Source organism: Leifsonia sp. Soil_N53, from assembly GCF_057655165.1.
Map to the genome: position 1 here is coordinate 42205 of NZ_JBDGMM010000064.1, position 14715 is coordinate 56919.

Sequence of the window (14715 nt, forward strand, 5' to 3'; positions counted from 1 at the left end):
GCGCCCTACCGCGCCACCGGCTCCGTCACGAAGTCGATCAGCCGCTCGACCCGGCCGAGGAGTTCCGGCTCCAGGTCGGCGTAGCTGCGCACGCGGCCGAGGATGAGCTTCCAGGCCCGGGCGGTGTCGGCCTGCGTCTCGTGGGGGAGGCCGAGGGCTGCGCAGATGCCGTGCTTCCACGGCACCGAGCGCGGGATCGACGGCCAGGCCTCCAGCCCGACCCGCGCCGGCTTCACCGCCTGCCAGATGTCGATGTAGGGATGGCCGACCACGAGCACGTGCGCGCCGAACGGCCCGCGCGCCACCTGTTCGGCGATCCGGCTCTCCTTGGAGCCCGGCACCAGGTGGTCGACCAGCACGCCGATCCGCCGGCCGCGGTCCGGCGCGAACTCGCGCACGATCGCGTCCAGGTCGTCCACGCCCTCCAGGTACTCCACGACGACGCCCTCGACGCGGAGGTCGTCGCCCCAGACGCGCTCCACCAACTCGGCGTCGTGCCGCCCCTCCACGAAGATCCGGCTGGGCAGGGCGACGCGCGCCTTCTGCTCGCCGACGGCGAACGACCCGGAGGCCGTGCGCCCGCGACCGGCCGGCGCGCGGCCTGGCACGACCAGCTTCACCGGCTCCCCGTCGATGAGGAAGGCCGCGCCCAGCGGGAACACGCGCTTCGCCCCGAAGTAGTCCTCCAGCTCGACCGTCTGCGCCTCCAGCCGGACGATGGCCCCGCAGAACCCGGTGGCGGCCTCCTCCACGACCAGGTCGCGCACCGCCTCGACGGTCGGCACGGTCTTGCGGCCGGCGTTCTTCCAGTCGCTCGCCAGCACATCGGATCCGTAGCGGTCGTCGTCCATCACGTTGAGAGAGGCTAGGGGATGGGCGCCGCGGGAGGGCGGAGGCTCCCCGTGAGCGGGCGGATGCGGTCGCCTAATCGAAGATCCGCACCAGCCGCCAGCTCCGGTCGTCGGCGTCGTGCCGCACGTCGAACACGTACGCCACCCCGCCGTCGCTGGTCGCCTGGAACCGCCAGCCGCCGATCTCCCGGGGCAGCGCCCCGATGCCGTAACGGTGCTCGCCGAACGGCCGCCACCACGCGCAGATCTCGGCCCACACGGTCGGGGTGTCGCTCACCCGGTACCGCGTCGAACGCCAGACCAGGCGGGTCGGGATGCCGTCCTCGGTGGTCCACACGGCCACCGCCTCGTCGATGTCGGTCATGAGCGGGCGCTCCTCTCGATCGAACGTATGTTCGAATGCAAGTGTAAGCCAGAGGGCCGACGTGCGCACCCGGAGGGCACCCCCGCCTGCCATACTGAGCCGCATGACAGACTTCGGGGATCCGTCGAGCGCCTCGCTGCGCCTGAGCAACGACGAGAGGGAGCGCGCCGTCGCCGCGCTGCAGTCGCACGCCGCGCAGGGGAGGCTGAGCGACGCCGAGCTGCAGGCGCGCGTCGCGGGGGCGCGCTCGGCCGTCACGCGGGGCGATCTCCAGCCGCTGTTCGCCGACCTTCCCGGTGCGCTGCACCTGGACGGCGCGGCCACTGCTCCGGGTGCTGCGCCCTCGGCGTCCTCCGCCGCGTGGCAGGCGTCCCAGCCCGGTCCGAGCCCGTACGGCTACCCGCCGGCGCCCGGCGAGCACGGCCGCCCCGCCAATCGCTGGGGACTGCTCGTCGTGTCGATCATGCCCTTCGTCGCGGTCATCCTGTTCTTCGTGACCGGGATGGCGTGGGGCTACGCCTACAGCTGGCTGTGGTTCCTGCTCATCCCGCTGGCCGGGGCGATCGTGTACGGCGTCGACGGGGGAGACCGCCGCAGCAGGCGCTGAGCGGGAGGCTGCCGACCCGGGCGAAGGCGCCGATCAGCCGACCGTCGCCCCGAACAGCAGCCCGAGCACATACGTGGCGGCTGCCGCGCCGTAGCCGATCGCGAGCTGACGGAGCGCGCGCTTGAGCGGCGACGCGCCGGACAGCAGTCCGACGACCGCGCCCGTGCCGAGCAGCACGAGCCCGACGAGCACGGCGGCGACGATGATCGCCGCGGTGCCGGTCAGCCCGAACAGGAACGGCAGGATCGGGATCAGCGCGCCGGACGCGAAGAAGCAGAAGCTCGACAGCGCGGCGCTCCAGCCGTTGCCGATCGCCTCGTGCTCGTCGTCGCCGGCCTTCTGCACCGCGACGGGCGAGGTGTAGGCGCCGAGCGTCGACAGCACGTCGTGGGCGTGCTCCTGGGCCTGCGCCTGGTCCATGCCGCGCGCCCGGTAGACCAGGGTCAGCTCGTTGGCGTCCACGTCGAGGTGGGGGAGAGCGGACCGGGTCGCCGGATTCGGGGTGGAGGCCTCCAGCAGCTCTCGCTGCGAGCGCACCGAGACGTACTCACCCGCTCCCATCGACAGCGCACCGGCGAGGAGGCCGGAGATGCCGGTCAGCAGCACCACGTGGCTCGGCACGCCGCTCGCGCTCACACCGAGCACGAGGGCCAGGTTGCTGACCAGCCCGTCGTTGGCGCCGAACACCGCCGCACGGAACGTTCCGGACAGCCGCTGCCTGCCGCGGGCCGCGAGCGCGCGCACGACCTCCTCGTGCACCTGCTCGTCGGCGGCCATCTGCGGCGTGGCGTCGGCGTCGTCCGCGTACGGCGAGCGCGCCTCCGCGCGCTGGGCGAGCGCGAGCACGAACACCGAGCCGAACCGGCGGGCCAGGAAGCCGAGCATCCGGGTGCGGATGTCGCCGCGCAGCGGCCGGCCGACGTGGTCGCCGAGGAGGTCGAGCCAGTGCTGCTCGTGCCGGCGCTCAGCCTCGGCGAGTTCGAGCAGGATCTCCCGCTCCTCGCCCTCCCGGCGGCCGGCGAGGTCGCGGTAGACGGCGGCCTCGGCGCGTTCGTCGGCGAGGTAGCGTCGCCAGCGCTTGATGTCGGCAGGGGTGGGGGAGGTCGAAGGAATCGGGGTTCGGTCGGGCGTGCTCATCGGGTGTCGAGTCTACCGGCGGCGGCGAAACGATCGCCCCAGAGCGCGGCCAGCTCCCTGACCTCCGCCGGCCCCTCGATCGTGAACGGTGCGCCGGCCGCGGCGAGGCCGAACAGCGCCCACTCGGGGGAGTCTGCGGTGAGCCGGACGCGTGTGCGCGCTGTGCCGTCCGGTGCCGCCGCCTCCGCGGAGGCCGTCGCCCAGCGCCCGATGGCCCGCTCCACCTCGGCGAGCGGTGCGGCGATCACGGCGTCCACGAGCAGGGAGTCCGCAGCGCCGGCGAGCGACTCGCGCACGTATTCGGCGGCGTCAGCCGCGGGCAGCGCGCGCGGCCGGAAGCGCGCCCCGGTCGGCCGCGGCTCGGCCATCCGGTCGAGCCGGAAGCTGCGCCAGTCGAAACGGCCGATGTCGTAGGCGACCAGGTACCAGCGCCGCCCGACCGAGACGAGCCGGTGCGGCTCGACCGTGCGCTCCGACGCATCCCCGTCCCTGCGCACGTAGGAGAAGACCAGCCGCTCCTCGTCCCGGCAGGCCTGGGCCACGACGGTGAGCAGCCCGGCGTCGACCACCGGACCGGGCCGCAGCTCGGAGGCCAGCGTCGCGACCCGGAGGGCGTTCACCCGGCGCCGGAGCCGTGGCGGCATCACCTGCACCACCTTGGCCAGCGCGCGGACGGACGCGTCGGCGACCCCCGCGATGCCGCTCTGGGCGGCGGTGCGCAGCCCGACCGCGAGGGCGACGGCCTCCTCGTCGTCGACCACGAGCGGCGGCAGCGACGCCCCGGCGGCGAGCTGGTAGCCGCCCGCGACCCCGCGCGTGGCGTCGACCGGGTAGCCGAGGTCGCGCAACCGCTCCACGTCGCGCCGGAGGGTGCGCGGCGACACCTCCAGGCGATCGGCGAGCTCCTGCCCCGGCCAGTACCGGTGCGTCTGCAGGAGCGACAGGAGCTGGAGGGTGCGGGATCCCGTGCTGGCCATACCTCCAGTCTGGCGCGTGATCCGGTCGGAATGTGGCCGCTATCGCGATTCCAGCGCGTCGGGATCGTGCGGCAGCAGCGCCGGCAGCCCCCGGCGGGACAGCGTGAGCACCGCCTCGGCGATGTGCTCGTTGCGCTTCAGGTCCTGCTCGACCGTGTACAGGTCGTCGGCGACGTCCGACTCGCGGTCGTCGCCTATCAGGTCGACGGCCGCGACGAGGAACACCCGCTCCGGGCCCACGTACTCGAGGTGCAGGTAGGTGACCTTGTCGACCTGCGGGTTCTGCAGGAGCGCGATCAGCGCCGCCTGGTTCACCCGGTCCGGCGCGGGCTCGCCGAGCAGGAAGCGGCGGTTGCGGTCGATCAGCACGACGGCGACGAAGGCCAGCAGGATCCCGACCAGGATCGAGCCGACTGCGTCGTACACCGCGTCGCCGGTGAGCTCGTGCAGGAGCACCCCGAGGAAGGCGATGACGAGCCCGGTCAGCGCCGCCGCGTCCTCCGCGAACACCGCGCGCAGGGTCGGGTTCGACGTGCTGAGCACGTGCTCCAGCGTGCCGGTGTCGCGCTCCGCCGCCATCGACCTGGCCTGCCGGAACGACTGCGCGAACGAGATGCCCTCGAACACGAATGCCACGGCGAGCACGATGTAGTTGACCAGGTAGTCGGAGTCCGGCTCGCCGGTGCCGAGCTGCGAGAAGCCGTGCAGGATCGACACGACGGCGCCCGCGGTGAACAGGCCGACGGCCGCGAACAGCGACCAGACGTACGCCTCGCGCCCGTAGCCGGTGGGATGGAGGTCGTCGCTGGGCCGCGCCGCCCGCCGCTCGGCCTGCACGAGGAACACCTCGTTGCCGGTGTCCGCCCAGGAGTGCGCCGCCTCGGCGACCATCGACGCCGACCCGGTGATCATCGCCGCGAACGTCTTCGCGAGCGCGACCAGGAGGTTGGCGCCGAGGGCGAAGAGCACCGTCAGCAGACTCTGCGCTGAGCGCTTCCGGGGCGGCATGCACGTCACGATAGACCCGCGGGGGAGAAGCAGACGCGAAAAAGGCCCCGATCAGATGATCGAGGCCTTCTTCTACCGGTGTCCGAGGGGGGACTTGAACCCCCACGCCCTATACGGGCACTAGCACCTCAAGCTAGCGCGTCTGCCATTTCCGCCACCCGGACGGGTGTGTTTTCGGCCGCCGAAGCTTCCGGCTGCCGAAGAAAGACATTAGCACGAAACGCATGGTCGCTCCGACATCGTCGCGCGGCCCGGGCGTGGCGGGACGGGCCGCCCGGTAGCGTGGGGGGATGAGCGACTCTCCCGACACCGCGACCGGGCCCGACACGACGACCGGACTGGACGAGACCGCGATCATCGCGCGCGACCTCATCCGCTTCGACACCACCAACTACGGCGAGGGCCGGTCCAACGGCGAGACCGAGGCGGCGGAGTACGTGGAGGCGAGGCTCCGTGCGCTGGGCCTGGCCCCGCAGCTGTTCGAGTCCGACCCGGGCCGCACGAGCGTCGTCGCCCGCGTCGAGGGGCGGAACCCGTCGAAGCCCGCGCTCGTGGTGCACGGCCATCTCGACGTCGTCCCCGCCGACCCGCGCAACTGGTCGGTGGACCCGTTCGGCGGCGTCGTCAAGGACGGCCTGCTCTGGGGCCGCGGCGCAGTCGACATGAAGAACATGGATGCGATGATCCTGACCGCCGTCGGCGACATCCTCTCCGCGGGGGAGCAGCCCGAGCGCGACCTGGTCCTCGGCTTCTTCGCAGACGAGGAGGACGGCGGCCGGCGCGGCTCGCACTTCCTGGTCGACACCCAGCCGCAGCTCTTCGCCGGCGCGACGGAGGCGATCAGCGAGGTCGGCGGCTACTCGATCGACCTCGGCGGACAGCGGGCGTACCTCTTGCAGACGGGCGAGAAGTCCCTGGTCTGGATCAAGCTGATCGCCCGCGGCCGCGCCGCCCACGGCTCGCGGCTCATCCACGAGAACGCGATCACGAGGCTGGCCGAGGCGGTCATCGCGATCGGCCGGCACGCGTGGCCGATCCAGCTCACCGACACCACGTCCCGGCTCATCGCCGAGCTCGGCCGCCTGCTCGACGTCGACCCGGAGCAGGTCGGTCCCGACGAGGTCGTCCTGCGCACCGGCGCCGCGGCGGGCTTCATCCTGGCGACGCTGCGGGCGACCAGCAACCCGACGCTGCTGGACGCCGGCTACAAGCACAACGTCATCCCGGACACCGCGGAGGCGCTGATCGACATCCGCACCCTGCCCGGCGACGAGGACCGGGTGCTCGCCGAGGTCCGCGAGCTGATCGGCGACGACGTCGAGGTCCAGATCATGCACCGCGACATCGGCCTGGAGGCCGAGTTCGACGGCGAGCTGGTCGACGCGATCACGGCCACGCTGGCGCAGCACGACCCCGGCGCCCCCGTGCTGCCCTATCTGCTGTCCGGCGGGACCGACAACAAGGCGCTCAGCAAGCTGGGGATCACCGGCTACGGGTTCGCCCCGCTGCGGCTGCCGAGCGACATCGACTTCCCCGGAATGTTCCACGGCGTCGACGAGCGGGTGCCGCTTGACGCGCTAGTGTTCGGGAGGTCCGTCCTGCGCGACCTCCTGCGCAGCTACTGAAAGAGCCTTCGTGGAATTCCTCTACGCCATCATCCTGGGCGTCGTCCAGGGACTCACCGAGTTCCTGCCGATCTCCTCCAGCGCCCACATCCGCATCGTCGGGGAGCTGCTGGGCACGGGAGCCGACCCCGGCGCGCGCTTCACCGCGATCATCCAGCTCGGCACCGAGGCCGCCGTGCTGCTGTACTTCTGGCGCGACATCGCCCGGATCGCGAGCCGCTGGTTCCAGGCGCTGTTCGGCCGGATCCCGCGCAACGACCCCGACGCCCGGATGGGCTGGCTGGTGATCCTCGGCAGCATCCCGATCGTGGTGCTCGGCCTGCTCTTCCAGGACGCGATCGAGACCACCTTCCGCTCGCTCTGGATCGTGGCGACGACGCTCATCGTCTTCGGCATCCTGCTCGGCATCGCCGACTGGGTGGGCGCCAAGACCCGGCGGCTCCGCGAGCTCACCTGGGGGCACGGCATCATCTTCGGTTTCGCCCAGGCGCTCGCCCTCATCCCCGGCGTCTCGCGCTCGGGCGGGACGATCACGGCCGGGTTGTTCATGGGCTACCAGCGCCGGGCGGCGGCGCGCTACTCGTTCCTGCTGGCGATCCCCGCGGTCTTCGGCAGCGGCCTGTACCAGCTCTACAAGGCCGTCAAGGAGCCGTGCACGGAGGCGCTGCACGCTGCCGGCAGCTGCACGCTCGAGGTCTTCGGGCCGGTGGAGACCGCCGCCGCGACGGTCGTCGCGTTCGGGGTCGGGCTGCTCGTGATCGCCTTCTTCATGGGCTACATCTCGCGGCGCAGCTTCCTGCCGTTCGTGATCTACCGCATCGCGCTCGGCGTGCTGCTGATGATCCTGCTGGCGACGGGCGTGCTCGCGGCCTGATCGGGCGTCCGGGTGAATTCCTGCGGGATTCAGCCCCGGCGCGGGTCGTCGCCGGCCTTGCCGCCGTCCCGGCCGTCGCCGCGGCGGCGGAGGTAGCGCTCGAACTCCTGCGCGATCGCCTCGCCGCTGGCCTCGGGCGAGTCGACGGTGTCGCGGGCCTGCTCGAGCTGCTGGATGTACGCAGCCATCTCCTCGTCGTCCGACGCGAGTGCGTCGATCCCGGCCTCCCAGGCCGCGGCCTCCTCGACCAGCGTGCCGCGCGGGATCGTCACGTCGACCAGCTCCTCGAGCTTGTCGATGAGGGCGAGGACAGCCTTCGGGCTCGGCGCGTTGTGCACGTAGTGCGGCACGGACGCCCAGATCGAGACGGACGGGATGCCGACGTCCTCCGCACCCTCGGCGAGCGCGCTCAGGATGCCGACCGGCCCCTCGTAGGTGGATCGCTCGATCCCGAGCTCCGCGCGCACGGCGGCCGACTCGCTGGAGGCGAAGACCGAGATCGGCCGGGTGTGCGGCACGTCGGCGAGCATGGCGCCGAGGAAGACGATCACGCCGATGTCCTCGGCGAGGGCGGCATCCATGATCTCGGCGGTGAAGCTGCGCCAGCTGCGCGACGGCTCGGTGCCGAGCAGGAGGTAGATGTTGCCGGCGTTGTCACCCGTCACGTCGAGCTCGGCGTCACCGGCGAGCGCGTCGCCGATGCGCCCGGGGCGCGCAGGACCCATGACGACCGCCGACGGCCAGACCAGGCGCCTGCGGCCGTCGTCGTCGGTGACGACCGGGCGGTTGAACTGGAAGTCGAAGTAGAGCTCGGGGTCCACGTCGGCGATGGGGACCACGTCGAGCTGCTCCTTGAGCGTCTTCACCGCGCCGCTGGCTGCTTCGCCTGCGTCGTTCCATCCTTCGAAGGCCACCACCAGGATGCGCCCGCCGAGGATGTTCTTCGCGTCAGTCACGTCGCCTACTCGTCCTCTCGTCGGCGAGCCGTTCGGCCGCCGTATCCACCAGGATAGGCCCGCCACCCGCCGCGATAGACTTGCCGGTCGTGACCGATCAGACCACGCACCCGCTGCCCGCCGCCGTCTTCTGGGACATGGACGGCACCCTCGTCGACACGGAACCGTACTGGATGGCCTCCGAGCAGGAGCTCGTCAGCTCGTTCGGCGGCACCTGGACCCACGACGACGGGCTGCTGCTGGTGGGCCTGGGCCTCTGGAACTCGGCCGAGATCCTCCGCTCGCGCGGCGTGGCCCTCGAGCCGGACGAGATCGTGCACCGGCTGACCGAGAGCGTGCGGCAGAAGCTCGTCGAGCAGGGCGTGCCCTGGCGCCCTGGCGCGCGCGAACTGCTCCGGTCGCTGCGCGACTCGGGCGTGCGCACGGCTCTGGTGACCATGTCCGTCCGCAGCATGGCGGAGCAGATCGTCGCCACGATCCCGTTCGACGCCTTCGACGTCATCGTCAGCGGCGACGAGGTGACCGACCCGAAGCCGCACCCCGCCCCGTACCTGCGCGCCGCCGAGCTGCTCGGCGTCGAGCCGCACGACGCGGTCGCGATCGAGGACTCCCTGGTCGGGCTGTCCTCGGCGGTGGCCTCGGGGGCCACCACGATCGGCGTGCCGCACATCGTGCCGCTGCCCGAGTCGGACGAGCACACGCTGTGGGACACGCTGGAGGGCCGCACGGCGGGCGACATCGCCGCGGTTGCGGCGGGGCGGCGGCCGGCCGCCATCGATCAGGAGGACGCACGATGAGCGACAGCACGACGGCCGACGGTCGCCGCAGCTCCGGCCCGTTCCGGGTGGGGGACCGCGTCCAGCTGACCGGCCCCAAGGGCCGTATGAACACCATCACGCTGGAGCCGGGCAAGCTCTTCCACAGCCACCGCGGCGTGCTCGCCCACGACGCGATCATCGGGCTGCCGGACGGCTCCGTGGTCGTCAACAACGCGGGCGTCGAGCACCTGGCGCTCCGTCCGCTGCTCAACGACTTCGTGATGTCGATGCCGCGCGGCGCCGCGATCATCTACCCGAAGGACGCCGCGCAGATCCTGGCGCTGGCCGACATCTTCCCGGGTGCGACGGTCGTGGAGGCCGGCGTCGGGTCCGGGGCGCTTTCGCTCTGGCTGCTGCGCGCGATCGGGCCGGAGGGCCGGCTGCTCTCGTTCGAGCGGCGCGACGAGTTCGCCGACGTGGCCCGCGCCAACGCGGCGACGTTCCTCGGCAGCGATCCGGGGAACTGGACGGTCACCGTCGGCGACCTGCAGGAGCAGCTCACCGCAGCGGTCGAGCCGGCCAGCGTCGACCGGGTCGTGCTCGACATGCTCGCGCCGTGGGAGACGCTCGACGCCGTCACCGCCGCGCTCAAGCCGGGCGGCGTGGTGCTCTGCTACGTCGCGACCGTCACCCAGCTCTCCCGCGTGGCCGAGGCGATCCGGGCGACCGGCGACTACACCCATCCCCAGTCGAGCGAGACGATGGTCCGCGGCTGGCACGTGGAGGGCCTCGCCGTGCGCCCCGACCACCGCATGATCGCCCACACCGGCTTCCTGATCACCGCGCGCCGCCTGGCGCCGGACACCGTACTGCCCGAGCTCAAGCGCCGCCCGTCGAAGAGCGACTACGACGACGCCGACGTCGAGGCCTGGACGCCCGGCGCGCTGGGCGAGCGCCAGTCCAGCCCGAAGAGCCTGCGCAAGCGCATGCGCGAGGCCGAGGCGAGTGCGAGCCTCGCGCGCGACGGCGCCACTGTGGACGCCGCCGACGCCGAGTCCGCCGGTGACGAGCGCGACCCGCACGTCGACTAGCATGGTGGAGGTCGTGAGGCGCTCCGTCTGACCCGCCTCCCCGCCGCTCGCATCGAAACCCCACCGCTCGCATCGAAAGAGGACCCGTGCGCAGAGCTACCGCACTCGGAAGATCGTCCGTCGCCCTCCTCGCCGTCGGCATCGCCGCCGCGGCGCTGACCGGATGTTCGTCCAACCCGAACGCCGACTGCGGCTCCGCTCTGAAGAGCGGCCAGGCGTCGTCGCTCGTGACCGCCACGGGACCGATCGGCAAAGAGCCGAAGATCACGATGCCGACGCCGATCGACACCACGACCTCCCAGCGCACGATCCTGACGACGGGCACCGGCGCGCCGGTGATCAACGGCCAGATGGTCGAGATCCAGTACACCCTGCTCGACGGCGAGACCGGCCAGGTGGGCGAGAAGGGCAGCTACGGCGGGGACTCCACGCCGATCACGATCGGCAACTCCAACGCCGCGATCAGCAAGGGCCTGCTCTGCGCGCCGGTCGGCTCGCGCGTCGCCGTCGCGATCTCGCCGAAGGACTCCGGCGGCGCCGGGTCGGGCAACACGACCATCCTCGTGGCCGACATCGTGCACGCCTACCTCCCGGCGGCGAACGGCGCCGTCCGTCCGTCGGTCTCGGGCTTCCCGACCGTCGTGCTCGCGCCGACCGGCCAGCCGGGCATCACCATCCCGTCCTCCGGCGGGGCTCCCAAGTCCGTCCGCACCGAGACCCTCAAGGAGGGCGACGGCGAGGAGGTCAAGGCGACCTCGCAGGTCGTGCTGCACTACACCGCGGTCGGCTGGGACCAGAAGAACGTCGTGATGAGCAGCTGGCAGAGCAAGTCGCCCGACATCGTGGCGATGAGCAGCGGGCAGAGCGCGCTCAACCAGGCGCTGCCGCAGGAGGTCCTCAAGCCGCTGATCGGCCAGAAGGTCGGCTCGCAGCTGGTCATCGAGGCGCCGGCCAACGGCAACGTGCCGGCCGCCGCCTGGGTCGTCGACATCCTCGGCGTCCGCTGAGTCCCGACTAGGATGGTCGGGTGCCCCGATCCTCCTCTTCGCCTGCGCGCGTCCCGGTCGAGGAGCGTCTCTTCAGCCTCGTGCTGGCGCTGCTCGCGACCGAGAACGGCCTGACGAAGAACGAGATCCTCTCGACCGTCCAGGGGTATCGCCAGCGTTACGAGTCGCACGGCGACAACAGCAGCCTGGAGCGCCAGTTCGAGCGGGACAAGGACGACATCCGCGAGCTCGGCGTCCCGCTGGAGACCGTCGAGTCCCCGGAGGCCGCAGGCAACAACCAGCTGCTGCGCTACCGCATCCCGAAGGGCGCATACGACCTGCCGCAGGACGTGGTGTTCTCCCCGGAGGAGATCACGCTGCTCGGCCTCGCCGCCACGGTGTGGCGCGAAGGGTCGCTCTCCGGGGAGTCCCGGCGCGCGCTGATGAAGCTGCGCTCGCTCGGCGTGGAGGCGGACGAGCCCGTCGTCGGCTACGCCCCGCGCCTGCGCGCCAGGGAGAGCGCATTCGAGCCGCTGAGCCAGGCGCTGGAGCGGAACGCGATCGTCCAGTTCCCCTACCTGAAGCCGGGCGAGAGCGCCTCCCGCGTACGCTCGGTCGCGCCGCTCGCGCTCGTGCAGCACCAGGGCCGCTGGCACCTGCAGGGCATCGACCAGGACGCCGGCGGTTCGCGCACCTTCCTGCTCTCCCGCATGGTCGGCCCGGTCAAGCTCACCAATCGCACCTTCACCCCCGAGGGCGACGACTTCGCCGAGCGGGCGCTGCAGGACCTGGAGCGGATCTGGGCGGCGAACGTCGCCGAGATCGAGGTGACGACGGGGACGGACGCCGCGACCCGGCTGCGCAAGCGCTACGGCGACGCCGTGCCGGCCGAGCACGAGGGTGCGGCCTTCCGGCTCACGGTGAACTTCTCCGATATCAACATCCTCGCCGACCAGCTCGCGGCCTTCGGCCCTGAGGTGCTGGTGCTCTCGCCCGAGGAGCTCCGCGGCAAGGTCGTCGAGCGGCTGACCGCGGTGGCGGAGGCCCACGAAGGCGCGCCCCGCACGGGGGAGGGGACCGGCCGTGGCTGAGCGCGGGCGCCCGATGCAGGCGCAGGACAAGCTGGCGTTCCTGCTGGCCCTCGTCCCGTATCTGATGGACCGCGACCGGGTCACCGTCGCGGAGGCCGCCGAGCATTTCGGCGTCGACGAGGAGAGCATGCGCGACGCCGTGCGACTCATCGCCGTCTCCGGCATCCCGGGCGAGACGAACGCCTACCAGCCGGGCGACCTCTTCGACATCTCCTGGGACGACTTCGAGGAGAACGACCGGATCGTCCTCACCCACCAGGTGGCGATCGACGACTCGCCCCGGTTCTCTGCGCGGGAGGCCGCGGCGCTGATCGCCGGCCTCCAGTACCTCACCGCGCTCCCGGAGAACGCGGACCGCGACGTCATCGGCTCGCTGATGGCCAAGCTGGCCAGGGGCGCCTCGGCGGCGCCCAGCCAGGTCGCGGTGGCCCGGTCCGAGTCCGACGAGGCGCTCGCGACCATCCGGGACGCGGTCATCGCCGGCACGCAGCTCGAGTTCGACTACCTCAACTCCCGGGGGGAGCGCGAGCGCCGCAGGGTCGACCCGCTGCGCGTCGAGTCCGCCGACCAGGACTGGTACCTGCGCGGCTGGGACCACCTCCGCACGGCCATCCGCACCTTCCGGCTCGACCGCATCGACGGCCTGGTCGCCACGGCCGAGCCGATCACCTACCGGCCCGGCGACCTCAAGCTGCCGGAGACGCTGTTCGAGGGCACGCCGGAGGACCAGCTCGTCACGGTCGAGGTGTCCGCGTCGGCGATCCCGCTCATCGAGGACTACATCCCGGAGGGCGCCGCGCGCGTGGAGCGCGACGGCGTCGTCCGCACGAGCGTGCGCGTCGCCCACTTCCACGGCCTCAAGCGCCTGGTCGCAGGCCTGGCCGGGGTCCTGACCGTGCTCGACCCGCCTGAGGCCCGCCGGCTCGTCGCCGACTGGGCGCGTGCGGGCGCCGATCGCTACCGCTAGGCTCCGTGCATGCCGTGGTGGTCGTGGGTCGTGATCTGGGCCGTGCTCGTGCTCGGGCTGCTCGGCATGCTCGCGTTCTTCGCCTGGTGGCTGTTCCGCAAGGTGATGGCGGCGGGTCGCGAGGCGAGCGCGCTGATCGAGAAAGCGGACCTCCTGCGCCAACGCTCGGATGGCATGAGGTACACTGAGTTTCACAGCGCCGTCTTCGCCGATGCCGATGTGCTCCGAGCGGAGCGCGAGCAGGCCGTGGCCGACCGTCGGGTCGCACGGCAAGCTCGCAGAGATCGGCGGGTTCGGCGCGGTAAAATGCTCGTCAACGCGGATCCGTTCCGCTACTCGTACTTGAACAGAAGGACGTAAATCATGCTCGGCGGCCTCACCGGATGGCACCTGCTCATCATTCTCGCGGTCATCCTCCTTCTGTTCGGCGCGCCCAAGCTTCCCGCGCTCGCCAAGAGCATCGGCCAGTCGATGCGGATCTTCAAGGGCGAGGTCGACGAGATGAAGAAGGACGGCAAGGACGCGGGCGACGGCAGCACCGACGCCTCGACGGCCGCTCCCAGCGCCCCCGCGCCCACCACCACCGCACCCAGCACCGACTCCACCGAGTCCAAGCCGAAGCAGTAGCTGCGTGGCCTCCACCAAGCGAGGCAAGAACCGCGAAGGCCGGATGTCGCTGGCCGAGCACTTCATCGAGCTTCGTAAACGTCTTTTCCGCGCCGCGCTGGGCCTCTTGGTCGGCGCGGTCGTGGGCTGGATCCTCGCGGGTCCCGTGATGGACGCGCTGCGCGGTCCGGTCACCGAGATCGCGAAGCAGCAGGGCCGCGAGGCGATGCTCAACTACGGCAGCATCACCGGGGCGTTCGACCTGAAGATGCAGATGGCGATCACCATCGGCGTCATCGTGTCGAGCCCGATCTGGCTCTGGCAGATCTGGGCGTTCTTCGTGCCGGCGCTGACGCGCAAAGAGCTCAAGTACGCGTTCGGGTTCTTCTTCACCGCGGTGCCGCTCTTCATCGCGGGCGGCGTGGTGGGCTGGCTGCTGGTCCCGCACATGGTGGGGCTGCTGACCAGCTTCGCCCCCGAGCAGGACTCCGCGATCATCGACGCGAAGACCTACATCGACTTCGTGACGAAGCTCGTGCTCGCCGTGGGCGTCGCATTCGTTCTGCCGGTGTTCCTCGTGCTGCTCAACTTCGTCGGCGTGCTGAGCGCCAAGTCGATCATCGGCTCGTGGCGGTGGGCCATCATCGCGATCGCGCTGTTCACGGCGATCGCCACCCCCGCGGCGGACGTGCTCTCTATGTTCCTGCTGGCGGTGCCGATGGTGCTGCTCTACTTCGCGGCGTACGGCGTCGCCTGGCTGCACGACCGCCGCGCGGTCAAGACGGCGATGCGACTGGAGGCCGAGCTCGCGGCATAG

17 protein-coding genes and 1 tRNA gene are annotated in these 14715 nt (G+C 71.6%); 11 read left to right on the plus strand and 7 right to left on the minus strand.

The window, feature by feature from the left end; genetic code table 11:
• Positions 1-5: 5 nt before the first annotated feature.
• Together AC3A3H_RS13740 and AC3A3H_RS13745 are read right to left on the minus strand one after the other, a co-directional pair.
• Positions 6-851, minus strand: a complete 846-nt coding sequence (locus AC3A3H_RS13740) for a DUF3097 domain-containing protein (RefSeq protein ID WP_487615463.1) — start codon at positions 849-851, stop codon at positions 6-8.
• 73 nt (positions 852-924) lie between these two features.
• Positions 925-1215 carry a DUF6504 family protein gene (locus AC3A3H_RS13745; RefSeq protein WP_487615110.1) on the minus strand — a complete coding sequence of 97 codons (291 nt, stop codon included), beginning with the start codon at positions 1213-1215 and terminating at the stop codon, positions 925-927.
• Between the two features lie 103 nt (positions 1216-1318).
• Here AC3A3H_RS13745 and AC3A3H_RS13750 point away from each other — a divergent pair, with 103 nt between their 5' ends.
• Entirely contained in the window at positions 1319-1822 is a 504-nt protein-coding gene (locus AC3A3H_RS13750) for a DUF1707 SHOCT-like domain-containing protein (protein WP_487615111.1), read from the plus strand.
• Between the two features lie 33 nt (positions 1823-1855).
• Here AC3A3H_RS13750 and AC3A3H_RS13755 read toward each other — a convergent pair whose 3' ends face one another.
• The 4 genes from AC3A3H_RS13755 to AC3A3H_RS13770 all read right to left on the minus strand — a co-directional run bounded on the left by AC3A3H_RS13755 (position 1856) and on the right by AC3A3H_RS13770 (position 5108).
• A complete protein-coding gene (locus AC3A3H_RS13755; protein ID WP_487615112.1) occupies positions 1856-2959 on the minus strand; it encodes a VIT1/CCC1 transporter family protein in 1104 nt (367 codons plus the stop codon).
• Positions 2956-3936 (minus strand): helix-turn-helix transcriptional regulator, encoded by a 981-nt coding sequence (locus AC3A3H_RS13760; protein WP_487615113.1) that lies wholly within the window; start codon positions 3934-3936, stop codon positions 2956-2958. Before AC3A3H_RS13760 ends, AC3A3H_RS13755 begins: the two co-directional genes overlap by 4 nt.
• Positions 3937-3975: 39 nt before the next feature.
• Positions 3976-4944, minus strand: a complete 969-nt coding sequence (locus tag AC3A3H_RS13765) for a cation diffusion facilitator family transporter (protein ID WP_487615114.1) — start codon at positions 4942-4944, stop codon at positions 3976-3978.
• Between the two features lie 79 nt (positions 4945-5023).
• A tRNA-Leu gene (locus tag AC3A3H_RS13770) sits at positions 5024-5108 on the minus strand.
• Positions 5109-5234: 126 nt separating this feature from the next.
• Between AC3A3H_RS13770 and AC3A3H_RS13775 the strand changes: the two genes are divergently transcribed.
• A complete protein-coding gene (locus AC3A3H_RS13775) occupies positions 5235-6569 on the plus strand; it encodes a M20/M25/M40 family metallo-hydrolase (RefSeq protein ID WP_487615115.1) in 1335 nt (444 codons plus the stop codon).
• A gap of 10 nt (positions 6570-6579) precedes the next feature.
• Positions 6580-7443, plus strand: coding sequence for an undecaprenyl-diphosphate phosphatase (locus tag AC3A3H_RS13780; protein WP_487615116.1), 864 nt, complete (start codon positions 6580-6582; stop codon positions 7441-7443).
• A 29-nt stretch (positions 7444-7472) separates the two neighbouring features.
• On the opposite strand, the gene AC3A3H_RS13785 is transcribed toward AC3A3H_RS13780, so the two are convergent.
• A complete protein-coding gene (locus AC3A3H_RS13785) occupies positions 7473-8399 on the minus strand; it encodes a proteasome assembly chaperone family protein (protein ID WP_487615117.1) in 927 nt (308 codons plus the stop codon).
• An 89-nt stretch (positions 8400-8488) separates the two neighbouring features.
• On the opposite strand from AC3A3H_RS13785, the gene AC3A3H_RS13790 reads away from it, so the two are divergent.
• The 8 genes from AC3A3H_RS13790 (at position 8489) to tatC (ending at position 14715) form a co-directional block, all read left to right on the plus strand.
• Positions 8489-9196: an HAD family hydrolase gene (locus AC3A3H_RS13790; protein WP_487615118.1), complete on the plus strand. Its 708-nt coding sequence runs from the start codon at positions 8489-8491 to the stop codon at positions 9194-9196.
• Positions 9193-10248 (plus strand): tRNA (adenine-N1)-methyltransferase, encoded by a 1056-nt coding sequence (locus tag AC3A3H_RS13795; RefSeq protein WP_487615119.1) that lies wholly within the window; start codon positions 9193-9195, stop codon positions 10246-10248. Before AC3A3H_RS13790 ends, AC3A3H_RS13795 begins: the two co-directional genes overlap by 4 nt.
• Before the next feature lie 86 nt (positions 10249-10334).
• A complete protein-coding gene (locus tag AC3A3H_RS13800) occupies positions 10335-11255 on the plus strand; it encodes an FKBP-type peptidyl-prolyl cis-trans isomerase (protein ID WP_487615120.1) in 921 nt (306 codons plus the stop codon).
• Between the two features lie 20 nt (positions 11256-11275).
• A complete protein-coding gene (locus AC3A3H_RS13805; protein WP_487615121.1) occupies positions 11276-12325 on the plus strand; it encodes a helix-turn-helix transcriptional regulator in 1050 nt (349 codons plus the stop codon).
• A complete protein-coding gene (locus tag AC3A3H_RS13810; RefSeq protein ID WP_487615122.1) occupies positions 12318-13292 on the plus strand; it encodes a helix-turn-helix transcriptional regulator in 975 nt (324 codons plus the stop codon). The genes AC3A3H_RS13805 and AC3A3H_RS13810 overlap by 8 nt, the downstream gene beginning before the upstream one ends.
• Before the next feature lie 9 nt (positions 13293-13301).
• Complete coding sequence (locus tag AC3A3H_RS13815) at positions 13302-13652, plus strand: hypothetical protein (RefSeq protein ID WP_487615123.1); 351 nt, start codon at positions 13302-13304, stop codon at positions 13650-13652.
• A gap of 3 nt (positions 13653-13655) precedes the next feature.
• A complete protein-coding gene (tatA, locus tag AC3A3H_RS13820; RefSeq protein ID WP_487615124.1) occupies positions 13656-13919 on the plus strand; it encodes a Sec-independent protein translocase subunit TatA in 264 nt (87 codons plus the stop codon).
• Positions 13920-13962: 43 nt separating this feature from the next.
• The gene (gene tatC / locus AC3A3H_RS13825; RefSeq protein ID WP_487615464.1) at positions 13963-14715 is read left to right on the plus strand and encodes a twin-arginine translocase subunit TatC; all 753 of its coding nucleotides are present in this window, start codon (positions 13963-13965) and stop codon (positions 14713-14715) included.